At 64.7% G+C, this 22,012-nt stretch carries 23 protein-coding genes and 1 tRNA gene; 10 read left to right on the top strand and 14 right to left on the bottom strand.

From position 1 onward, the window contains the following. The first annotated feature begins 274 nt into the window (after window positions 1-274). Genes BSG08_RS15025 through BSG08_RS15010 form a run of 4 tightly spaced genes read left to right on the top strand, consistent with a single transcriptional unit; the run spans window position 275 to window position 4,945 of the window. Complete coding sequence (locus tag BSG08_RS15025; RefSeq protein ID WP_093038624.1) at window positions 275-1,792, top strand: ABC transporter ATP-binding protein; 1,518 nt, start codon at window positions 275-277, stop codon at window positions 1,790-1,792. 48 nt (window positions 1,793-1,840) lie between these two features. Then, entirely contained in the window at window positions 1,841-2,923 is a 1,083-nt protein-coding gene (locus BSG08_RS15020) for an ABC transporter permease (protein WP_093038622.1), read from the top strand. Then, on the top strand, window positions 2,923-3,843 hold the full coding sequence (locus tag BSG08_RS15015) for an ABC transporter permease (protein WP_093038620.1): 921 nt from the start codon (window positions 2,923-2,925) through the stop codon (window positions 3,841-3,843). Before BSG08_RS15020 ends, BSG08_RS15015 begins: the two co-directional genes overlap by 1 nt. Window positions 3,844-3,871: 28 nt before the next feature. Continuing rightward, window positions 3,872-4,945, top strand: a complete 1,074-nt coding sequence (locus BSG08_RS15010) for a BMP family ABC transporter substrate-binding protein (protein ID WP_093038618.1) — start codon at window positions 3,872-3,874, stop codon at window positions 4,943-4,945. A 48-nt stretch (window positions 4,946-4,993) separates the two neighbouring features. Here BSG08_RS15010 and BSG08_RS15005 read toward each other — a convergent pair whose 3' ends face one another. Continuing rightward, window positions 4,994-5,299 (bottom strand): hypothetical protein, encoded by a 306-nt coding sequence (locus BSG08_RS15005; protein ID WP_093038616.1) that lies wholly within the window; start codon window positions 5,297-5,299, stop codon window positions 4,994-4,996. Between the two features lie 219 nt (window positions 5,300-5,518). Here BSG08_RS15005 and BSG08_RS15000 point away from each other — a divergent pair, with 219 nt between their 5' ends. From BSG08_RS15000 to BSG08_RS14985, 4 genes are read left to right on the top strand one after another with little or no spacing between them, the layout of a single operon-like run. Next, window positions 5,519-6,376 (top strand): HpcH/HpaI aldolase/citrate lyase family protein, encoded by an 858-nt coding sequence (locus BSG08_RS15000; RefSeq protein WP_093038614.1) that lies wholly within the window; start codon window positions 5,519-5,521, stop codon window positions 6,374-6,376. 5 nt (window positions 6,377-6,381) lie between these two features. Continuing rightward, on the top strand, window positions 6,382-6,927 hold the full coding sequence (locus BSG08_RS14995) for an NnrU family protein (protein WP_093038612.1): 546 nt from the start codon (window positions 6,382-6,384) through the stop codon (window positions 6,925-6,927). A 5-nt stretch (window positions 6,928-6,932) separates the two neighbouring features. Next, window positions 6,933-7,136, top strand: coding sequence for a DUF1737 domain-containing protein (locus tag BSG08_RS14990; RefSeq protein ID WP_093038610.1), 204 nt, complete (start codon window positions 6,933-6,935; stop codon window positions 7,134-7,136). A 3-nt stretch (window positions 7,137-7,139) separates the two neighbouring features. Further along, window positions 7,140-8,171 carry a MaoC family dehydratase gene (locus tag BSG08_RS14985; RefSeq protein ID WP_093038608.1) on the top strand — a complete coding sequence of 344 codons (1,032 nt, stop codon included), beginning with the start codon at window positions 7,140-7,142 and terminating at the stop codon, window positions 8,169-8,171. 6 nt (window positions 8,172-8,177) lie between these two features. On the opposite strand, the gene BSG08_RS14980 is transcribed toward BSG08_RS14985, so the two are convergent. Beyond that, window positions 8,178-8,636 carry an NUDIX hydrolase gene (locus BSG08_RS14980; RefSeq protein WP_093038606.1) on the bottom strand — a complete coding sequence of 153 codons (459 nt, stop codon included), beginning with the start codon at window positions 8,634-8,636 and terminating at the stop codon, window positions 8,178-8,180. Between the two features lie 71 nt (window positions 8,637-8,707). Further along, window positions 8,708-11,164: an ATP-dependent helicase HrpB gene (gene hrpB / locus BSG08_RS14975; RefSeq protein WP_093038720.1), complete on the bottom strand. Its 2,457-nt coding sequence runs from the start codon at window positions 11,162-11,164 to the stop codon at window positions 8,708-8,710. Window positions 11,165-11,308: 144 nt separating this feature from the next. Here hrpB and meaB point away from each other — a divergent pair, with 144 nt between their 5' ends. Next, window positions 11,309-12,283, top strand: a complete 975-nt coding sequence (meaB, locus tag BSG08_RS14970; RefSeq protein WP_093038604.1) for a methylmalonyl Co-A mutase-associated GTPase MeaB — start codon at window positions 11,309-11,311, stop codon at window positions 12,281-12,283. Here the strand turns inward: meaB and BSG08_RS14965 are convergent, their stop codons facing one another. Next, window positions 12,284-12,523, bottom strand: coding sequence for a hypothetical protein (locus BSG08_RS14965; protein WP_093038602.1), 240 nt, complete (start codon window positions 12,521-12,523; stop codon window positions 12,284-12,286). Between the two features lie 118 nt (window positions 12,524-12,641). Here BSG08_RS14965 and BSG08_RS14960 point away from each other — a divergent pair, with 118 nt between their 5' ends. After that, on the top strand, window positions 12,642-13,364 hold the full coding sequence (locus BSG08_RS14960) for a M48 family metallopeptidase (protein WP_093038600.1): 723 nt from the start codon (window positions 12,642-12,644) through the stop codon (window positions 13,362-13,364). 35 nt (window positions 13,365-13,399) lie between these two features. Here the strand turns inward: BSG08_RS14960 and tsaA are convergent, their stop codons facing one another. From tsaA to BSG08_RS14910, 10 genes are all read right to left on the bottom strand, one after another. Beyond that, entirely contained in the window at window positions 13,400-13,891 is a 492-nt protein-coding gene (tsaA, locus tag BSG08_RS14955) for a tRNA (N6-threonylcarbamoyladenosine(37)-N6)-methyltransferase TrmO (protein ID WP_093038719.1), read from the bottom strand. Between the two features lie 129 nt (window positions 13,892-14,020). Beyond that, window positions 14,021-14,097, bottom strand: a tRNA-Pro gene (locus tag BSG08_RS14950). Between the two features lie 111 nt (window positions 14,098-14,208). Further along, window positions 14,209-15,315, bottom strand: coding sequence for a 3-isopropylmalate dehydrogenase (gene leuB, locus BSG08_RS14945; protein WP_093038598.1), 1,107 nt, complete (start codon window positions 15,313-15,315; stop codon window positions 14,209-14,211). A 79-nt stretch (window positions 15,316-15,394) separates the two neighbouring features. Then, a complete protein-coding gene (locus BSG08_RS14940; RefSeq protein WP_093038596.1) occupies window positions 15,395-16,450 on the bottom strand; it encodes an endonuclease/exonuclease/phosphatase family protein in 1,056 nt (351 codons plus the stop codon). An 11-nt stretch (window positions 16,451-16,461) separates the two neighbouring features. Next, complete coding sequence (locus BSG08_RS14935) at window positions 16,462-17,277, bottom strand: hypothetical protein (protein ID WP_093038718.1); 816 nt, start codon at window positions 17,275-17,277, stop codon at window positions 16,462-16,464. 371 nt (window positions 17,278-17,648) lie between these two features. Then, window positions 17,649-18,254, bottom strand: coding sequence for a 3-isopropylmalate dehydratase small subunit (gene leuD, locus BSG08_RS14930; protein WP_093038594.1), 606 nt, complete (start codon window positions 18,252-18,254; stop codon window positions 17,649-17,651). After that, window positions 18,254-18,880 (bottom strand): GIY-YIG nuclease family protein, encoded by a 627-nt coding sequence (locus BSG08_RS19305; protein ID WP_139274579.1) that lies wholly within the window; start codon window positions 18,878-18,880, stop codon window positions 18,254-18,256. The genes leuD and BSG08_RS19305 overlap by 1 nt, the downstream gene beginning before the upstream one ends. Window positions 18,881-18,906: 26 nt before the next feature. Continuing rightward, a complete protein-coding gene (leuC, locus tag BSG08_RS14920) occupies window positions 18,907-20,310 on the bottom strand; it encodes a 3-isopropylmalate dehydratase large subunit (RefSeq protein ID WP_093038590.1) in 1,404 nt (467 codons plus the stop codon). 477 nt (window positions 20,311-20,787) lie between these two features. Beyond that, on the bottom strand, window positions 20,788-21,489 hold the full coding sequence (locus tag BSG08_RS14915; protein WP_093038588.1) for a response regulator: 702 nt from the start codon (window positions 21,487-21,489) through the stop codon (window positions 20,788-20,790). Then, on the bottom strand, window positions 21,486-21,983 hold the full coding sequence (locus BSG08_RS14910; protein ID WP_093038586.1) for a MarR family winged helix-turn-helix transcriptional regulator: 498 nt from the start codon (window positions 21,981-21,983) through the stop codon (window positions 21,486-21,488). The genes BSG08_RS14915 and BSG08_RS14910 overlap by 4 nt, the downstream gene beginning before the upstream one ends. Between the last annotated feature and the right edge of the window lie 29 nt (window positions 21,984-22,012).

Raw genomic sequence — 22,012 nt, 5'->3', positions numbered from 1 at the left:
TCCTAAGATTTCGGAGATGACAACGAGGATCAGCAGAAAATCCCGGCTGCAATGCCGGATCCGATGCGAACCGATCCCATGAAGGACAGGGAAATGATCAGGACATTCGACAAGGGCCATGACAAGGCCACCCGCGCCGCCCGCCGGTTCCGTCTAGGCGGGCGCGCTTGAATACTGTTAGGATCGCGCCCATCCGGCAAGAGAACCCTGCGGAATGCGGCGCACCGGACGAGACGGCGGGCGCAGGGCCCGCCAAGGAACGAGAGGACAGCGTGTGACAGGGGAATTGCTGAGCGTCTCCGGCCTGACCAAGGCCTATCCCGGTGTTCTGGCCAATGACAAGGTTTCCTTTACCCTCCGCGAGGGCGAGGTGCATGCGCTGCTGGGCGAGAATGGCGCCGGCAAATCGACCATGGTCAAGATGATCTATGGCCTTGTCAAACCCGACAGCGGCACGATGGCCTTTCGCGGCGCACCCTATGCGCCGTCCGATCCGCATGCCGCGCGAGGCGCGGGCGTGGCGATGGTGTTTCAGCACTTCTCGCTCTTCGACGCGATGAGCGTGGCCGAGAACGTGGCCCTGGGGATGGAGAACCCGCCCGCCCTGCGCGACCTTGCCAGCCGGATCCGGCAGGTTTCGGAGAATTACGGCCTGCCGCTCGATCCGCACCGCACGGTAGGCGATCTGTCGGCGGGCGAACGCCAGCGGGTCGAGATCATCCGCTGCCTGCTGCAAGGACCGCGCCTGCTGATCATGGATGAACCGACCTCGGTGCTGACCCCGCAAGAGGTGGAAATCCTGTTTCAGACGCTACGCAAGCTGACCTCCGAGGGGGTGGCGATCCTCTATATCTCGCACAAGCTCGAGGAAATTCGCGCGCTCTGCGATCACGCGACCATCCTGCGGCTGGGGCGCAACGTCGGCACCTGCGTGCCGCGCGACACCTCGGCGCGCGAGATGGCGGAACTGATGGTGGGCGGAGCCTTTGCCGCGCCGGCCCGTGCAGGGGGCGACATGGGGCCGATCGCGCTCGATGTGACCGGGCTGTCGGTTGCGGCGCCGGGGCAGTTCGGCACCTCGCTCCGGAATATCCATTTTACCGTCCGCCAGGGCGAGGTTCTGGGGCTGGGCGGCGTGGCGGGCAACGGTCAGGACGAACTGCTGGCGGCGCTGTCCGGCGAGTTGCCGGTCGACGCCGAGGCGATCCGTCTGCATGGCGCGCCGGTCGGGCATCTGGATCCCGCCGCGCGCCGCGCGCTGGGCCTGCTGACCGCCCCCGAGGAACGCTTGGGCCATGCCGCCGCCCCGGACATGAGCCTGACGGAAAATACCGTGCTCACCGCCGTCCGGCGCGAGAACCTGATGCGGAACGGCTTTCTAAGGTGGGGCGCGGCAGAGGAGTTTGCCCGCCGGATCATCACCACATTCGATGTGCGCACCCCCGGACCGGCGACAGCGGCGCGGGCGCTGTCGGGGGGAAACCTGCAGAAATTCGTCATCGGCCGCGAGGTGCTGCAACGCCCCGGGGTTCTGGTCGTCAACCAGCCCACCTGGGGCGTCGATGCCGCCGCCGCCGCCGCCATCCGGCAGGCGCTGCTGGATCTGGCGGCGGGCGGCACGGCGGTGATCTGCATCAGTCAGGATCTTGACGAACTGATGGAAATCTCCGACCGCTTCGGCGCGCTGAACGAGGGGCGGCTGTCGGAAATCAAACCCACCAGAGGTCTTGGCGTCGAGGAAATCGGCCTGATGATGGGGGGCGCGCATGGCATGGAGGTGGCGCATGGCTGAGCCGTCGGATTCGGGTATTTTTCCCAAGAAGAAACCAGGGGGCGCGTCATGCTGAAGCTGGAAAAGCGGCCACAGCCGTCGCGGTTCTGGACCTGGCTGACGCCGCTGCTGGCGGTGCTGATCACGATGGTCGCGGGCGGGGCGCTGTTTGCGGCGCTGGGCAAGGATCCGGTCGAGGCGATCGCCACGATCTTCTGGCAGCCGCTGTTTGGCGAATTCGCATTCTATTACCGGCCGCAACTGCTGATCAAGGGCGCACCGCTGGTGCTGATCGCCATCGGCCTCAGCCTGGGATTTCGGGCGGGCATCTGGAACATCGGGGCAGAGGGCCAGTATATCGTGGGCGCGCTCACCGGCGCGGGCGTGGGGCTGGCATTCTATCCCGCCGAAAGCTGGGCGATCTTTCCGCTGATGGTGCTGGCGGGCGGCCTGGGCGGCTGGGCCTGGGCGATGATACCGGCGGTGTTGAAATTGCGGTTCGGCACCAACGAAATCCTCGTCTCGCTGATGCTGGTCTATGTCGCCGAGCAACTGCTGGCGGCGATGGCGCTCGGGCTGATGAAGAACCCCGAGGGCCACGGCTTTCCCGGTTCCCGCAACCTGCGGCAATACGAGAGCGCGCATAATGCCGAACTGATTGCCGGAACGGGCATGCATTGGGGCGTGGTGGCGGCGCTGATCGCGGTGATCCTTGCCTATATCCTGCTCAGCCGTCACATTCTGGGCTATCACATCCGCCTGATGGGCCAGGCGCCGCGCGCGGCGCGCTTTGCGGGCGTGCGCCCGGCGCGGCTGGTGCTCTTTTGTCTTGGCGCATCCGGCGCGCTGGCCGGGCTGGCGGGACTGTTCGAGGTGGCGGGACCAGCGGGACAGGTCAGCATTGATTTCAACGTGGGCTACGGGTTCACCGCGATCATCGTGGCCTTTCTGGGGCGGCTGCATCCTGTTGGCATCCTGCTTGCGGGTCTGCTGATGGCATTGACCTACATCGGTGGCGAGATCGCGCAATCCAACCTCGGCCTGCCCGCCGCCGCGATCCAGCTCTTTCAGGGCATGTTGCTGTTTTTCCTGCTGGCGGTCGATGTGCTGACCAATTACCGGATCCGGATGATCCGGCGGGAGGTGGCGTGATGGTATTCGGCTCGATTGATCCGACGCTGCTTCTGGCCTCGCTCATGGTGGCGGCGACGCCCATTCTGTTTGCCGCGCTGGGCGAACTGGTGGTCGAGCGCGCGGGCGTGCTCAATCTCGGCGTCGAGGGGATGATGATCACCGGCGCGATCTGTGGCTTTGCCGTCGCGGTGAATACCGGCTCGCCCCTGGTGGGTTTCGTCGCGGCGGCGGCGGGTGGCGCGGTGCTGGCGCTTCTGTTTGCGCTTCTTACCCAGTACGCGCTGGCCAACCAGGTGGCGTCGGGCCTTGCGCTCACGCTTTTCGGCCTTGGGCTGAGCGCGCTTCTGGGGCAGGGTTATGTGGGCATCAAGCCGCCCCGCACGCCCAAGCTGGACATTCCGCTGCTGAGCGACATCCCGTTTTTCGGGCGGGTGCTGTTTTCGCATGATCTGATGGTCTATCTGGGCCTTGCACTGGTGGTCGCGGTCTGGGCCATGCTGAAATACACGCGCGCCGGGCTGATCCTGCGGGCGGTGGGCGAAAACCACGAGGCGGCGCATGCGCTTGGCTACAAGGTGGTGCGCATCCGGGTGCTGGCGATCCTGTTCGGCGGGGCCTGCGCGGGGCTGGGCGGGGCCTATATCAGCCTCATTCGCGTGCCTCAATGGACCGAGGGCATGACGGCAGGCGCGGGCTGGATCGCGCTGGCGCTGGTGGTCTTTGCCTCGTGGAAGGCGGGCCGCGTCCTGCTGGGGGCCTGGCTCTTTGGCGGGGTCACGGTGCTGCAGCTCAATCTTCAGGCGGCGGGGCTTGCCATTCCGGTCGAATATCTTTCCATGTCGCCCTACTTGATCACCATCCTTGTGCTGGTCATCATGGCGCGCGACAAATCCCGCGCGCCCGCCTCGCTGGGCCGCAGTTTTCACGCTTCGCAATGAAACCATGTCAAAAACAGGGAGACCCCGAATGAGAATTACCCAACTGCTGACCACTGCCGCGCTTGCGCTTGGCCTTGCCACCGCCGCCGTGGCCCAGGACAAGACCAAGGTCGGCTTTATCTATGTCGGTCCCATCGGCGATGGCGGCTGGACCTATGAGCATGACAAGGGCCGTCTCGCCGTCGAGGAACATTTCGGCGATGCGGTCGAGACCGTCTACCAGGAGAGCGTGCCAGAGGGCGCGGATGCCGAACGCGCGATCACCCAGATGGCGCTGCAGGGGGCGGATCTGATCTTTACCACCTCCTTCGGCTTCATGGAGCCGACGCTGGCGGTGGCCGCGAAATTCCCCAACGTGAAATTCGAGCACGCCACCGGTTACAAGACCGCGCCGAATGTGTCGACCTATTCGGCGCGCTTTTACGAGGGGCGCGCGGTGCAGGGCCATATCGCGGGCCGCATGACCAAGTCGAACATCATCGGCTATATCGCCTCGTTCCCCATCCCCGAGGTGATCCGCGGCATCAATGCGGCCTATATCCACGCGAAGAAGGTAAATCCCGATGTCGAGTTCAAGATCATCTGGGCCTTTACCTGGTTCGATCCGGCCAAGGAGGCCGACGCCGCCACGGCGCTGATCGACCAGGGCGCGGACGTGATCCTGCAACATACCGATTCCACCGCGCCGCAGGCGGCTGCGGAAAAGGCGGGGAATGTGATCACCTTCGGTCAGGCATCCGACATGTCGGAATATGCGCCGCTGCCGCGGGTAAGCTCGATCATCGACAACTGGGCGCCCTATTACATCGCGCGCACGCAGGCGGTGATCGACGGCACATGGGAGAGCACGGAAACCTGGGACGGGATCGGCCCCGGCATGGTCGGCATCGGCGAGATTTCCGATGCCGTCCCGGCGGATGTCAAGGAAGAGGCGCTCGCGCTCAAGAACGCGATTGCGCAGGGGGCCTATCACCCCTTTACCGGCCCGCTTAAAAAGCAGGACGGCTCGGACTGGCTCGCCACCGGCGAGGTGGCGGATGACGGCACGTTGCTGGGCATGAATTTCTATGTCGAGGGAATCACCGGGCAGATCCCCAACTGATCCGCCGACAGGATGACCGCCCCGGCCCCGCACCGCGCGGGGCCGGGGTCATGTGTCCTCGCCCGCTGCGGGCGGGGTGTCCGTCATCGTTTCGAACGCCTGACCGCTGGCGACCAGACAGGTCATGCCGTTGGTGCCGGTCACGGTGATCGTCCAGCTGCCAGAGGTCTCCGAGGCAAAGACCTCGATCACCGCGTTATTCGCGCCCAGCCCCATCGAGCGCCGGGTCTCGCCATACCCCTCGGCCAGCCGTTGCACCACCGTCTCGCGCGGGGCGCAGTTGCGCGATTGCGCGAGGGCCGGGCCGGTCAACAGCGTCAGTGCGGCCAGCGCGGCCATCAGTCTCTTGATCATCGTCACACCCTTTCTTCTGCAAATCCCCTGCCGTCATGCCGGAAAGGATGCTGAGCGAGGCGTGAATACTTGGTTAACGCCGCGCGCCCCGGCGCACCGATGCGCGGGAACTTGATCGCGTGCTGCGTCGCGGCGGGAAAGAGCTTGAACATTTCCGCCGAAAAGTGCCATTCCAGCGCAAGTTTATTGCCGTCAATGGAATCCAGCGGAGGTCACACCATGAGCAGCATGCACCCCTATCGTTCCGTGCTCTATATTCCCGGCTCCAAGGAGCGCGCGCTGGAAAAGGCCCGCGATCTGCCGACCGACGCGATCATCTTCGATCTTGAGGATGCGGTGGCCCCCGACGCCAAGGCCGGCGCGCGCGCCACGCTGGCGGCAGCCCTGCGCGAGGGCGGTTTCGGCAAGCGTGCGAAAATCGTGCGGATCAACGCGCTGACCACCGAATGGGGGCTCGAGGATGCCCGCGCGCTGCGCGACGCCGGGGCCGATGCGATCCTGCTGCCCAAGGTGAACGCCGCCTCGGATATCGACAATCTTGTCGATGTGATCGGCACGGACCTGCCGATCTGGACGATGATGGAAACCCCGGTCAGCGTGTTCAACGCGCGCGAGATCGCCGCGCATGCGCAGGTGGCGGGGCTGGTGGCGGGCACCAACGACCTGACCAAGGATCTGGGCTGCCGGGTGCGCAGCGACCGGCTGCCGCTGATGACGGCGTTGCAGATGATCGTCATGGCGGCGCGCGCCGCGCGGATCGTGGCGGTCGACGGGGTCTATAACCGGTTCCGCGACGGCGACGGGCTCAAGGCCGAATGCGAACAGGGCCGCGATCTGGGTTTCGACGGCAAGACGCTGATCCATCCCGCGCAGATCGAGATCGCCAATACCGCCTTTGCCCCCACCAATTCCGAGATTGATCTGGCCGAACGCCAGATTGCCGCCTATGAAGAAAGCCGCGCCTCGGGTCAGGGGATAGCGGTGGTCGATGGACAGATCGTGGAAAATCTGCATGTGGTCGCCGCGCAGCGTATCCTCGCCAGGGCACAGGCGATACGGGAAATGACAGCGGAGTAGCGACCATGATTTACCTCATCCTCGGGCTGATCCTGTGGACCGTCGCGCATCTGTTCAAGCGCGTGGTGCCCGACCTGCGGGACCGGATGGGCAATGCTGGCAAGGGCCTTGTGGCGGTCGGTGTGCTGGCCGGCCTCGTGCTGATGGTGGTCGGCTACAGGCAGGCGGAATTCATCAACGTCTGGTTTCCGCCCGACTGGATGGTTCATGTCAATAACCTGATGATGCTGGGGGCCGTGTTCCTTTATGGCATGAGCGCCACCAGGGGCCGTTTGCGCGGCGCGATCCGGCATCCGCAACTTACGGCGATCAAGGTCTGGGCGGTGGCGCATCTGCTGGTCAACGGCGATCTTGCGTCGCTGGTGCTCTTTGGCGGACTTCTGAGCTGGGCGGTGCTGGAGGTGGTGGTGATCAACCTTGCCGAAGAATGGCAACGCCCCGAACCGGGCGAGGCGAAAAAGGATATCCTGCTGGCGGTGATCACCGTGGTGATGTTCCTTGCCATTACCTTTATCCACAACTGGCTGGGCGTCTGGCCATTTCCGGGGTGAAATCCATGAAACTCTATCGTTTTCTCAGCGCCGACGACACGTCGGAATTCTGTCACAAGGTCACCGCCGCGCTGAATGCGGGCTGGCAGCTTTATGGCGACCCGACCTATGCGTTCGACTCCGCCAATGGCGTGATGCGCTGCGGGCAGGCGGTGGTAAAGGAAAAAGAGGGCAGCTATGCGCCCGGCATGAAACTGGGCGAGCAGTAAGTCATGGCCAAGACCAATCCGGGCCGGTTCTTCGAGGATTACACGATCGGCCAGGTCATCGCCCACGCGGTGCCGCGCACCGTGTCGGGGGGCGAGCGCGCGCTCTATCACGCGCTCTACCCGGCGCGCCATGCGCTCTATTCCTCGGACGAATTCGCGCATGTCTGCGGCCTGCCCGCCAGCCCGCTGGACGATATGGCGGCGTTTCACATCGTCTTTGGCAAATCGGTGCCGGATATTTCGCTCAACGCCGTGGCCAATCTCGGCTATGCCGAGGCGCGCTGGCTGCGCCCGGTCTACGCGGGCGATACGCTGCGTGCGCAGTCCGAGGTGATCGGGCTCAAGGAAAACTCATCGGGCAAGACCGGGGTCGTCTATGTGCGCACCACCGGGTTCAACCAGCATGATCTGCCGGTGATGGAATTCGTCCGCTGGGTCATGGTGCGCAAACGCGACACGGCAGCCCCCGCACCCGCCGCCCATGTGCCGCAGACCGCCGCCGTGGTCGATCCTGCCGATCTGGTCATCCCGGCGGGGCTGGATTTCAGCCATTACGATTTCACCCTCGCGGGCGAACCGCATCGCTGGGGCGACTACGCGATTGGCGAACAGATCGACCATGTGGACGGCGTGACCATCGAAGAGGCCGAGCACATGATGGCCACCCGCCTCTGGCAGAACACCTCCAAGACGCATTTCGACGCCACGCCCCGCGCCGATGGCAAGCGGCTGATCTATGGCGGGCACGTCATCTCGATGGCCCGCGCGCTCTCGTTCAATGGCCTAGCCAATGCGCAGATGATCGTGGCGATCAACGCAGGCAGCCACGCCAACCCCTGCTTTGCCGGCGACACCGTGCGCGCCTGGTCAGAGGTGCTGGACCGCGCCGATACACCTGCACCCGGTGTCGGCGCGCTGCGTCTGCGGCTGGTGGCGACCAGTGGCGGAGAGCCCTTCACGCTGCGGGGAGAGGACGGCAGGTATCTGCCACATGTCCTTCTGGATCTGGATTACTGGGTGCTGATGCCGATCTGAGACCGCTCACAGCCTGCGCAGGATGTCCTGCAACTCCGGCTCATCCACCAGTTTGGCGGCCTTGCGCGGCGCGACCCAGATACGTTTGCGCTCATGCGCTTCGGGATAGCTGTCCTCGACATCCTCCATGCGCAGGCGCACCTTGTAAAGCTCGGCCCTGACCGGCAATTCCTTGCCGTTGTCCAGCACCTTGTCATAGCAGAACTGCCCGGCATAACGCGCCTTGTCGGCGTCACCGCGCACGCCCGCCTCCTCCCATGCCTCGCGCAGCGCGGATTGCGGCGCATTCAGCCCGTCGATCGGCCAGCCCTTTGGCACGACCCACCGGCCGGTGTCCCGGCTGGTGATCAGCAATACCTCTTTCCTGCCCTTGCGCTTGCGCCAGCACAGCGCCGCCACCTGCATGTCGGGCGGAAACGGTGGGACATGAACCGCGCCAGCGGCACGGGGGAAGTGTTGCGTCATTCGGATATACCCTGCTCGGAGTAACTCTTTGTTATCGCATCAAGTTAAGGCAGGAATGTGAAAATTGCAAATCACGGAGTGTTGCGTGGCTTTGCACGCAACGTCGGATCGGCCCTGGTGGGATCCTCGGGCCAGGGGTGCCGGGGATAACGCCCGCGCAGATCCTTGCGCACATCCGCATAGGACGTGGCCCAGAAACCCGGCAGATCCATGGTGGTCTGCACCGGGCGCTGACCGGGCGACAACAGCGTGACCCGCAGGGGCTTGCCCGCCACCGCCGGATGAGTCGTCTGGCCGAACATTTCCTGCAGCCGCAGGGTGATCTCCGGCGCGTCACCGCTGTAATCAATCGGGATCCTGCGGCCCAGCGGCGTGGTGAACTGCGCGGGCACTTCGGTGTCGAGCGCCTGCATCTGCGCCCATGTCAGCCGTGCCCGCAGCGCATCGGTCATGTCGAACCGCCGCCAGTCCTGTGCGGTCTTCACGCCGCTCAGACAGGGCAGCAGCCATTCCTCCAGACCGTCGAGCAGCGCCGTGTCGGTCATGTCGGGCAGGTCCGGCGCCTGCGCCCTCGCCAGCATCACCCGTGCCGCAAAGCGCCGCGCGGCATCGGTCCAGTTGAGGCCCAGATCGCGGACACCCTCCAGCATGGCGCGGGCGATGGCGTCGGGTGGCGCGTCCTTCCAGTGCCGGTCGTCGAGGATGAGCGCGCCAAGACACTCCTGCTGCCGGGCGATCACGCGTCGCTCGCGACGGTCCCAGGTGCAGAGGTCGCGCCACGCGATCTGATCGGCATATAGCGCGCGGATTTCGGCCTCGGTGATCTGGATCGCCTGTCGGATGCGCGCCTCGCGCGGGTCGCCATCCAGATCGGTTGCCACGATCAGCCGCGCCCCCGCCATCGGGTCGCCCTCGGGCAGCACCGCGCCCTTGCCCCCCGAGAGCACATGGCGCGGCGCATCGCCCTTACGGCGCAACCCTATCCGGTCAGGGTATGCCAGCGCGGCACATTGCGCGTCGCTCAGACCGGGCCGATCAGCGCGCCTTGCCTGCCTGCCCAGCCGTTTCGCCTCGGTCTTGATCCGCTCGATCGCGGCGCGATTGGCAGGATGCGCGTAACGCTCTGAATAGGCGCGAAAATCCCGCAGCGCCGCCAGCCGCAGCGCCAGATCGACCGGCGCTCCACGCCCCAGCGGATCACGATCCGCCAGCAGCGCCGCCAGCGGGGCCGTCTCTGGTCCCGCCAGCACCAGCATATGCGCCAGCCGCGGATGCAGCGGCAGGGCCGCCAGCACCCTGCCATGCGCGGTGATGCGCCCCTTCGCATCGAGCGCCCCCAGCATCGACAAGAGCGCCTGCGCCTCGGCATGGCTCGCGGGATTGGGCGGGGTGAGAAACGGCAGATCCTCGGGCACCGCCCCCCAGAGCGCCAGTTCCAGCGCCAGACCGCTCAGATCCGCCGCCTCGATCTCGGCCGGAGGAAAGGGCCGCAGCGCGCCCTCTTCGCCGCGCGTCCAGAGCCGGTAACAGACCCCCTCGGCCACGCGCCCCGCACGACCCGCGCGCTGCGCGGCCTCGGCGCGGGTCACCGGCTCTGTCACCAGCCGGGACATGCCCGATCCGGGATCGAACCGCGCCCGCCGCGCGCGCCCGCCATCCACCACCACGCGGATGTCCTCTATGGTCAGCGAGGTTTCGGCAATCGCGGTGGCCAGCACGATCTTGCGGCCCGAGGCCGCAGGCGCGATCGCGGCGCGTTGCGCGGCAAACTCCATCGCGCCAAAGAGCGGGCGGATGTGGCAATCGCCCGGCAACCTGCCCGATAACAACGCTTCGACACGGCGGATTTCGCCCTCGCCGGGCAGAAAGACAAGCACACCGCCCTGCGTCTCATCCACCGCCGCGCGCACCAGCCCGGCCAGCGCCGCCTCGAACCTCTGTCCCTTCGGCAGCGGTCGCGGCAGCCAGCGCGTCTCGACCGGATAACTGCGCCCCTGCGAGGTGATCACCGGCACATCGCCCATCAGCCGCGCCACAGGTTCGGCATCCAGCGTGGCCGACATCGCCAGAAGAATCAGATCCTCGCGCAGCGCGCCCGCCACTTCGAGGCAGAGCGCGAGACCCAGATCGGCATTGAGCGAACGCTCGTGAAACTCGTCAAAGATCACCGCGCCCACGCCCGGTAGATCCGGGTCGGACTGGATCATGCGGGTGAGAATCCCCTCGGTCACCACTTCGATGCGGGTGCGGGGCGTGACCTTTGCCTCGCCCCGGATGCGGTAGCCCACCGTTTCGCCGACGGCTTCGCCCAAGGTCTCGGCCATCCGTTCGGCAGCGGCGCGCGCGGCCAGACGGCGCGGCTCCAGCATCACGATGCGGCCCTCGGTCAGCCCCGCGCGCAGCATCTCAATCGGCACCACCGTGGTTTTGCCCGCACCGGGCGGCGCCTGCAGCACCGCGCGGCCCCGCCCGCGCAGCGCCTCGGTCAGGGCAGGGATCGTGTCATGGATGGGGAGGCGGGGCGTCATGGCCGCTTTATCGGGGATCGGGCGCGTCTTGACCAGTGGCGGGTGTCGTGATTCGAGTGTTCGGAGAACGATCAAGGGCAACGGGCTGGACATTTCCGCAACAGCCGGGGCATCTAGGGTCAGATCACCAGGGAACGAGGCCGCATGGATATTGCAGATCTGAGCGCAAGGATCACGGGCGGCGACCGGCGCGCGCTGGCGCGGGCGATCACCCTGATCGAAAGCACCCGCGCCGATCAGCGCGGGCAGGCGGCGGCCCTGATGGAGGCGCTGAAATCCGCCGGGCGCGAGGCCATCCGCATCGGCCTTTCGGGCACGCCCGGCGTGGGCAAATCGACCTTTATCGAGAATTTCGGCCTGATGCTGACCGGGCAGGGCCTGCGCGTCGCGGTGCTGGCGGTCGATCCCTCGTCGGCGCGCTCGGGCGGGTCCATTCTGGGCGACAAGACCCGGATGGAACGGCTCAGCCGCGACGCCCGCGCGTTCATCCGCCCCTCGCCCAGCCAGACCCATCTGGGCGGCGTGGCGCGGCGCACGCGCGAGGCGGTGGCGCTCTGCGAGGCCGCCGGTTTCGATGTGGTGCTGATCGAGACCGTGGGCGTGGGTCAGTCCGAAACCGTGGTGGCGGAAATGTCCGACCTCTTCGTGCTGCTGCTGGCCCCGGCAGGCGGCGATGAGTTGCAGGGGGTCAAGCGCGGGATCATGGAAATGGCCGATCTGATCCTCGTGAACAAGGCCGACGGCGATCTCAAACCGGCGGCCACACGCACCTGTTCGGACTATGCCGGGGCGCTGCGCCTGCTGCGCAGGCGACCGCAGGATCCGGAAGGGTTCCCCAAGGCGATGACCGTTTCGGCGCTGCATGATGACGGGCTGGTCCGCGCCTGGGCAGAGATGACCGCGCTTGTCGCGTGGCGGCGCGAGCAGGGCCATTTCGCCGCCCGCCGTGCGGAACAGGCGCGTTACTGGTTCGCCGAGGAGGTGCGGCACGGCCTTCTGGCGCGGCTAGATACCCCCGCCGCGCGGGCCTTGATGCAGGATCATGCGGCGCGCGTTGCGGCGGGCGACGTGACCCCCGCCGTGGCCGCGGCAGAGGTTCTGGCGCGGATCGGCGAATAGCTAGGGTTTCCCGGGGGCGTGGATATAGACCCCTTCGGGCAGGTCCAGCGCAGCGCCGAGATCGCGCAACTGCGCCATCGACAGGGTGATCTTGTGCAGTCGGTCGGTGCGCGGATCGTATTGTTCGATCGTCACGCATTCCTCAAAGGCGTTCACGATCACATCCTCGGTGAGCGGGGCCTGCCCTTCGTCCACGAGGGTGATCACGGTGGCGTCAAAATCGTGCTCGATGGAAAACATGAGTCCAGAGTAAACGGTTGGCGGGTCTTTGCAAGGGCAGACCACATGCTTGCAAAAGGGCTGTCAGTCCGGCACAGGCCTGCTAAAACGAAAGGGACAGATAGTGCAGGAGTGATACATGAAGCACTGGTTTTCCCCGATCGCCCTGATCTCCCTGATCGCCGTGGCAGGCTGTGTAGAAGTGGTCGAATCCGGACCGGTCACCCGCCCCACCCCGCAGGCGGCGGCGCGACCCGCCCCGGCGATGCCGACTCGCGACAGGGTGCAGCAGTTCATCACTGTCGTAGAGCGCGTCGAGCCGGTCGCCGAGCGCGAATGCCGCGCCCGCGCCCCGCGCCTCAATTGTGATTTCCGGATCGTCGTGGACGACCGCCCCGGCCAGCCCGCCAATGCCTATCAGACGGTCGATCGCAGCGGACAGCCGATCCTTGCCTTCACGCTGGCGATGATCGCATCCGTGCGCAACCCCGATGAGCTGGCCTTTGTCATGGGACATGAGGCGGCGCATCACATTGCCGGGCACATACCACGCCAGCAACAGAACGCGGCCACGGGCGCGATCCTGCTCGGGGGCCTCGCGGCGATGACCGGAGCCAGCCAGGCTGCGGTCGATCAGGCGGTGGAAATCGGCGCGGGCGTGGGCGCACGCAGCTATTCCAAGAATTTCGAACTGGAGGCGGATGCACTGGGCACGGTGATCACGCATCGCGCCGGATATAACCCTGTGAAAGGTGCCGCGTTCTTCAGCCAGATCCCCGATCCGGGCAATCGCTTTCTGGGCACGCACCCGCCCAATGCGCAACGGCTCGAGACGGTGCGGCGGGTGGCGGCCGGTCTTTGATCGCTGCGGCGGGGGGGACATGCCGGAGCAATCGTTCAGCCCTGTCCGTGCGGGTCCGCCGCCTTGGCCGGGGCCTTGGGGGTGAATTCGCAGCGGTCGGGCTTGATGTCGATGAGCGGCGTGCCGTCAAGACAATCCAGCCCCCGCACGATCAGCGCTGCCCCCTCGACCGCGACCAGCCGCACCTTCGATATCCCGATGGGATTGGGCCGCTGCGGCGAACGCAGGGCGAATGTGCCAAAGAACCGCTGCCCGTCATCCTTGGGGTTCTGCCGCACCAGATCACGGCGCGAGCGGTCCAGCCAGTAGAGGATTTCGAGATGGCCATAGGCCCCGATGCCCTCGAGCGCCGCCGCCCAGGGCGCGAAGATCTCGATCCGGCACTCTGGCCCGTCCAGCCGCCCCTGGCGCGGGCAGTCCTCGCGCATCGCCCATGGCGTGTGGATGCGGCCGATGAACCACAGACCGGCATCGGGCGTTTCCGGCGGCGTGACCGTGCGTTCGCCGCTGCGCAGTCTCGAATGCATGATGTCATCTCCCGACATGTCGCCCGCAAGGTAGCCAGGCGCGACCCCGCCACCACCTCAGGTTTAGCCTGTCTGCCAAAGATCGCAAGCGGTGGCGGTGAGGGTGTCGGAGAAACCTTCGAAGATCCCTGGTCGGGCTGAGAGGATTCGAACCTCCGACCCCCTGCTCCCGAAGCAGGTGCGCTACCAGGCTGCGCTACAGCCCGACCGTAGACAGGCGAGTATACCGCGTGGCGCGTCATTGCAAGCGGGATTTGGGCTGAGACTGCCGTCGAGCGTGCTACCCGCACGGCTCTTCACGCTGTCCCGCCCCCGCTTCAGAGGCTGGCGTCGAGCGCGGCCACGACGGCGTCGCCCATCTGCGCGGTTGAAACCGGCACAGCGCCCTCTTCGCCCAGCAGGTCGGCGGTGCGCACCCCGTCCGCGAGCACTTTTTCCACTGCTTTTTCAACGCGCGTCGCATCCTCGCCCATGTCAAAGGAATAGCGCAGCGCCATGGCAAAGCTGAGAATGCAGGCGATCGGGTTGGCCTTGCCCTGACCCGCGATGTCGGGGGCCGAACCATGCACCGGTTCATAGAGCGCCTTGGGCCGGCCATTGGCCATCGGCGCCCCGAGCGAGGCCGAGGGCAGCATGCCCAAACTACCGGTCAGCATCGCGGCGGCATCCGACAAAAGGTCGCCAAACAGGTTGTCGGTCACGATCACGTCGAACTGCTTGGGCCAGCGGCAGAGCTGCATCGCGCCTGCGTCCGCGTACATATGGCTCAGCTCGACATCCGGGTAATCGGTGTCATGCACGCGCTGCACCACCTCGCGCCAGAGGATGCCGGATTCCATCACATTGGCCTTTTCCATCGAGCAGACCTTGTTGCCGCGCTTGCGCGCAAGCTCGAAGGCCGCGCGCGCCACACGGTCGATTTCGGATTCGGTATAGCGCTGCGTGTTGATGCCCACGCGCTCGTTGCCCTCGGTAAAGATGCCCCGCGGCTCGCCGAAATAGATGCCGCTCGTCAACTCGCGCACGATCATGATGTCCAGACCCGCGACCACCTCGCGCTTGAGGCTGGAGAAATCCGCCAGCGCATCAAAGCACTGCGCCGGACGCAGGTTGGCGAAGAGGTCCATTTCCTTGCGCAGCCGCAACAGGCCGCGTTCCGGTTTGACGCTGAAATCGAGGCTGTCGTATTTCGGCCCGCCAACGGCGCCCAGAAGAACCGCGTCAACCTCCTGCGCCCTTGCCATCGTGTCGTCATGCAGCGGTGTGCCGTGCTTGTCATAGGCGCAGCCGCCGACCAGATCCTCGCTCACGTCAAATGTGACACCGCGCCTGGCGCCGAACCAGCCGATGATCTTGGTCACTTCGGCCATGACTTCGGGGCCGATGCCGTCACCGGCGAGGATAAGAAGCGATGGGTTGCTCATGGGGGATGTCCTTGGTTGGCGGGGTGATGATGTCCGCCGGACTATACGCAAGGTCAGGGATGGTCAAGAAAGCGCGCCGTCAATCGGGCACGAGATCGACCCAGATCATGCGGTGACGGCTGGCAGCTGCTACCAGATCGCCCTCAGCCGTGCCCTCTGGCGGCCAGTGGACGCCCGCGCCCCGGATCGTCAGATCCACCGAGGGCAGGATATACGAAACCCGCGCACCGCCGGGGCCGGGCGCGGGCCAGTGAACCGTGTGCAGACCCGGATCGCCGGCCTTGCCTGGAGCGGTGGGTGCAGGGCCGGGGCGCATCGGGTGCGGATCCTGCAGACCCGGATCGGCCAGCAGGTCGCGGATCGCCTTGCGCCGCCCGTCACTGTCGTGCGGGTCGAGATTGGCGTCGCCCGTCAGCACATGCCGCCTCTCCGGCACGGGGCCGAACACGCCATCCAGATAAAGCTGCCAGAAACGGATTTCATCATGATTGCGCCGCCCGTTGGCATCCTCCGGCCCGTCAAAGACCGGCGGGCTGGCGTGGAACGTCATGACATGCAGCGGGCCGGAGGGCAGGATGACCGGCACCACCCAATGCCCGGTATAGGACAGCCGCTGAATGGCCTGCGCCTCTGCCGAGGGAAAGGGCGCGCCATTCACCTGCGGCTGGATCGCACCGGGCAGATCGCGCCACAGGAGCGCGCTGAAATCCCGCACGCCGTCACGGTCGATGGGATAGCGCGACAGGATCGCCATTCCGCCCTGACCGAAAAATTCGCCATACCCCTGCGCATCGCGCGGACCGCCCCGCAACCCGTCGCCGTCCATGTCCAGCCCGGTCGCCATGCCGCTGTTGGGTCGCAGCGCAAAGAGATGGTCATAAACCGGCCCGTGCTGTGCCAGCCGGTCGCGCAGCGCGGCGAGTGCGTGCAGATCATGATCGTAATCCAGTTTCTGCAACACCAGTATATCGGGACGGACCGTTGCCACCACCTGCGCAACCGCACTGATCTGGGGATCCTCGCCCTTGAGGATATCGCGCAACAGCAACCCTGGCCCGGTCCGGTCGAGCCCGACATTCCACGTCGCGATCCGCAAGGTTTCGGCTACGGCAGGGCAGGCGAACAGCAGCGCCATAAGCGCCGCGATCAGGCGCTTTGCAGCACCTCGTCGTCGCTGAGGACGGTTCCCCTGGCATAGGCGCGGCGGCGTTTTTCCTCGATCATGTCCGCGATCCGGCTCATGGCGATCCCGCGCATCAACATGCTGGCTGGCAAAAAGGCCCATGCGGTCATCGTCCAGATCAGGGTCTGCGGATGGCTGATCGAGATCGGATCAACCAGGTTCGAGACCACCCGGATGATGGCCGGTATCAGGAATGGCAGCAAAGCTCCTAACACAACGTTAAGACCGGCATCCCGACGCAGCCGAAACAGTACATCGCGGCCCCCGGTAGGATCGAACAGCGGCAGGTTGATCCAGACGTTGAACGCCCCCGACCGCGCGGGCCATCCCAGAAGCCGCACCTGCGTCACGAATATCAGCATCATGGCCAGTGAGACAGCATAGGAAATGCCGGCGGCAATCCGCACCATGTCAACCTGTGCGCGATCCGCGTCGGCAGGCAGCATCAGCAGCGCCAGGCGCACCGGCGAATAGGGAAAATCAATCGCCATCCCCAGACTGTGCCCCAGCCCGGTGAGCATCTGCGTCCACCCGGTCGGCAGCGTCTGGCCGCGGATGATCACCGACAGGCAGACCACGATGATCGCGAGGGCAAAGAACTTGACCCGGTTGAACGGCGGCGCAAAGCGGAACTCGATGATACTGGGATATTTGCCGTAATATTCGATGAATGTCATGAGACCGGCAAGCATCGACAGCACGATGGCGATCTGTGCCGTGTCCGCGCCGGTCGAGGGCACGAGCAAGGCTGGCGTCGCCACCAGAAGTGCGATCAATATGGCGCGCGCTATGGCGCCTGGTACTTCCGAGAACACTGCCCGTTCCCCTGCAACTTGGCCGACCGCGGTGCGTTGCCGCGGCCTTTTTCCAGCTTGATCCCGCAAATTGTGGCGGGTTGCCTCAATTTTGCCCAAGTTTTGCCTTCTTTCGCACTCCGCCACAAGACCGCAGACGAGTAGATGAAAGGTTTTGGGCTGTTTGTGGGTTGAACTGGTGCAGGATTACATCAAACCTGCATCTACTTTGCGGTGGAACCCCATGGGAACACAGCATCTTGTGGCATTCACGCATGCAGCCACAAGGGGTCAGTCGGGTAGAAATGAACGCCGCAACGGATCGCTGCGGCGTGTTTTCATGGCGTCATGCCGGATCAGACCCAGGGACGCGCCTGCGCCAGCTGCGCCTCGAACGCGTCGATCGCGGCAGCCTTTTCCAGCGTCAGCCCGATATCGTCCAGCCCCTCGAGCAGGCAGTGCTTCTTGAACGCATCCACCTCGAACCGGAACACCTCGCCCTCCGAGGTCGAGACGGTCTGCGCCTCCAGATCCACCTCGATGCGGGCATTGGCGCCCTTTTCGGCCTCTTTCATCAGCACATCCACCTGTTCCTGCGGCAGGGCGATGGGCAGGATGCCGTTCTTGAAACAGTTATTGTAAAAGATGTCGGCAAAACTCGGCGCGATGATGCAACGAATGCCGAAATCCTTGATTGCCCAGGGCGCGTGCTCGCGGCTCGACCCGCAGCCGAAATTGTCTCCCGCAACGAGGATCTGCGCGTCGCGATACTGCGGCTTGTTCAGCACGAAATCGGGAATTTCCCTGCCGTCGTCATCATAGCGCATCTCGTCGAACAGATTGACGCCCAGCCCCGACCGCTTGATCGTTTTCAGGAACTGCTTGGGGATGATCATGTCGGTATCAATGTTGATCAGCGGCAGAGGTGCCGCGATACCGCTGAGTTTCTCGAATTTTTCCATCAGTCTAAGATGCCTTTCCATTCATCAAAGTTTCTAGGCTCTATCAACCACTTAGCAACTTGTTTCCCTTTATCCTTATGAAGCGGTTTGTCCCAACCAGCCTTGAGCTTGGATTCTGAGGGTGAGTCCATAGCTTTGTTTACGGCGTTGTTCTTGTTGAGGAGCGGCAGAGATCCTCCTGAGTTGCTTTTGAACTTATCCAGCAGCATTTGTTCCAGATTTTTATGATCAAGCTTTGACTCGCGTAGGTCAGCGATATGGAAAGTTAGAGGTATTCCTCGCATCGCGTGCGCAAAATCAAAGAGCTTGTCTTTCAGATGAGACTTGAGTCTGCCATATACATTGCCGCTCCCAATGTAGACTACTCGCGACGCAAATCCGTCAGAGTATCGAATCTGATACTCCCCTCCTATCCCGATGCAGTAACACCCAGTAGAAACTGCGTTTATATCCTTTTCGCCGTTCTGATTGGCATATTCACGACGTAGCTCGCTGCCAAGTCGACCAACCACTTTCCCACGAAGTTTTTGGACACCATTAACCTTGAACGTTTTTTCAACGATATCGAGTGCATCGAAGCTGAGACCTGCTGCCTTTAAATGGGATTCAATTGAATAACCGTTCAAAGTTGTCCAAGTTACGGAGCAATTAATCACATCATCTCCCTCACATCCGTCAGCCGCCCCGTCACCGCCGCCGCCGCCGCCATGGCGGGGCTCATCAGATGCGTGCGTCCGCCGCGGCCCTGACGGCCCTCGAAATTGCGGTTCGACGTCGCCGCGCAGCGCTCGCCGGGGGACAGCTGATCGGGGTTCATCGCCAGGCACATGGAACAACCCGCAAGCCGCCATTCAAACCCGGCCTCGATGAAAATATCCGCCAGCCCCTCCTCTTCGGCCTGCGCCCGCACCAACCCGGAACCGGGCACCACCATCGCCCGCAGCCCCTCCTTGATCCGCTTGCCCTTGAGGATCGCCGCCGCCGCGCGCAGATCCTCGATCCGGCCATTGGTGCAGGAGCCGATGAAGACCGTGTCGATCTCGACCTCGCTCAGCTTCTGCCCGGGCTTGAGACCCATGTAATCGAGCGCGCGCCTGACCGCATCCACCTTGCCGCCCTTGAAATCCGAAGGATCAGGCACCGATGCCGTGATCGGCAGCACGTCCTCGGGGCTGGTGCCCCATGTGACCACCGGCGCGATATCCTCGCCCCTGAGCGTCACCACCTTGTCCCAATGCGCGTCATCGTCGGAATAGAGCGTCTTCCACCACGCCAGCGCCGCCTCCCATTGCGCGCCTTTCGGCGCATGCGGGCGGCCCTTCACATACTCAAACGTCTTTTCATCCGGCGCGATCAGCCCCGCGCGCGCGCCGCCCTCGATCGCCATGTTGCAGACCGTCATGCGGCCCTCCATGCTCAGATCGCGAATGGCCTCGCCGCAATACTCGATCACATAGCCGGTGCCGCCCGCCGTGCCGGTCTCGCCGATCACGCTGAGCGTGATGTCCTTGGCGGTCACACCGGGGCGCAGCTTGCCGGTGATCTCGACCTTCATGTTCTTGCCCTTGCGCTGGATCAGCGTCTGGGTGGCCAGCACATGCTCGACCTCGCTGGTGCCGATGCCATGCGCCAGCGCGCCGAAGGCGCCATGCGTCGCGGTGTGGCTGTCGCCGCAAACCACCGTCATGCCGGGCAGGGTCCAGCCCTGTTCGGGTCCGACGATATGCACGATCCCCTGACGAATGTCGTTCACCGGGTAATAGTGGATGCCGAAATCGCGGGCGTTCCTGTCCAGCGCCTCGACCTGAATGCGGCTTTCCTCGTTCTCGATGCCCTTCACCCTGTCGGGGGTGGTGGGCACGTTGTGATCGGGAACCGCGATCGTCTTGTCGGGTGCGCGCACCGTCCGGCCCGCCATGCGCAGGCCCTCGAATGCCTGCGGGCTGGTCACTTCGTGCACAAGGTGGCGGTCGATATAAAGAAGACAGGTGCCATCCTCGGCCTCATGGGCCAGATGGGCATCCCATATCTTGTCATAGAGTGTCTTGGGGGACATGTGTCCTCTCCCGTTTGCTGATTGGCTATAGAGACGAGACAAAGAGGCGCGCGCCTCAACGGCAGGCGGTAATGCTGCACATCGCCCCGAAAAACCGCCAGGGCAGGCGCGCGCGATCGTCCATGTCAATAATCCGTGTCATGCATCGCAGATACAGCGCCACCGCGTCTCTATCAAGAGGCTCACGCTCAATGAAAACAGGAACGCCGACGTGCCCCTGCTTCATCTGGCCGAAAATACCGCGGAGGAGTCGTCGCGCAGCGCACGACGGGGGCCGCGCCCCCAGGCTCCGCCAACCCCGCAAGATCAGGGCCTGTCGTCGTTCTCGCGCTGAGGGGAAAGAACCGCGCTTGTCACCCCGCGCAGCGGTCCTCGCACCGCACGACCCATGCCACTGAGTCCCGCCTGGCGCCAGTCCGGTTTCGATCGGTTACTCATCGTGCGCGCAATAATCGTGAGCAGTGCCGGTGACCCGCCTCAGTCGGGCGCCAGCATATACCCCTCACCACGCACGGTCTGCAGATAGCGGGGCTGTTTGGGGTCGCTCTCGATCTTGCGTCGCAGCCGCGTGATCTGAACGTCCACCGCACGCTCCTGCGCCTGACCGCCATCGCGGCCCAGATCCTCGACCAGCTTGGTGCGGCTCACCGGCTGGCGCAGGTTCTCGGCAAAGATCCGCATCAGTTGCACCTCGGTCGCGGTCAGCCGCACGGACACGCCCGCGCGGCTCAGTTCGGCGCGTTCGATGTCATAGCGCACCGTGCCCATCTGGACGATCTTGGGCTGCACCATCTCCGGCTCGGGGTCCGGCATGCGGCGCAGGATCGCGTTGATCCTGAGCAGCAGTTCCTTGGGCTCGAACGGCTTGGGCAGGTAATCATCGGCCCCCGCCTCCAGCCCCTCGATCCGGTCGGGCGTCTCGCCCTTGGCGGTCAGCAGCAGGATGGGCGTGTCATGGGTTTCGCGCAGCGCGCGTGTCAGTTCGACGCCGCTTTCGCCGGGCATCATCACATCCATCACGATAAGGTCGAAATCCAGCCCCGCCAGCACCCGCCGGGCATGGCCCGCGTCACGCGCGATCGACACCAGAAAACCGTGCCGCATCAGGAATTTGCGCAACAGGTCGCGGATCCGTTCGTCATCATCGACGATCAGCAGATGGGGGGCGGGTTCGCTCATCTGTCATCCTCCCTGATGGCATGGTAACGGCGGCGCAGATCGGGGTCCATCATCGCCTCCAGCACCTGACGGAAACCTGCCACGGCCTGTGGTCCCGCGGCCCGGTAGGCGGCACGCATCCGGGCGCGCTGCGCGTCCGAGAGCTTGCGTTCCAGCGCCGCCCCCGCCTCGGTCAGAAAAAGATGGCGCTCGCGCTTGTCGGCGCTGCCGACCCGGCTGATCACCAGCCCGTCCTCGATCAGCGTGCGCAGCACGCGGTTGAGAGATTGCTTGGTCACGCCAAGGATCGCCAGCAGATTGTTGACGGTGGTGCCCGGACTGCGCGCAATGAAATGGATCGCGCGATGATGCGCCCGGCCATAGGCCAGGGTGGCCAGGATCCGGTCGGGATCAGCGGTAAAGCCGCGATAGGCAAAGAACATCGCTTCAATGCCCTGCCGCAACTGCTCGTCGGTCAGAAACAGCAGGTTCTCGCCACCCTGGATCTCGGCCATTCGCATACTCCGTTCACAATTCAAGCGCC

The organism is Roseovarius azorensis, assembly GCF_900109455.1.
GTDB lineage: Bacteria > Pseudomonadota > Alphaproteobacteria > Rhodobacterales > Rhodobacteraceae > Roseovarius > Roseovarius azorensis.
This window is presented reverse-complemented; position numbering and strand designations above follow the sequence as displayed.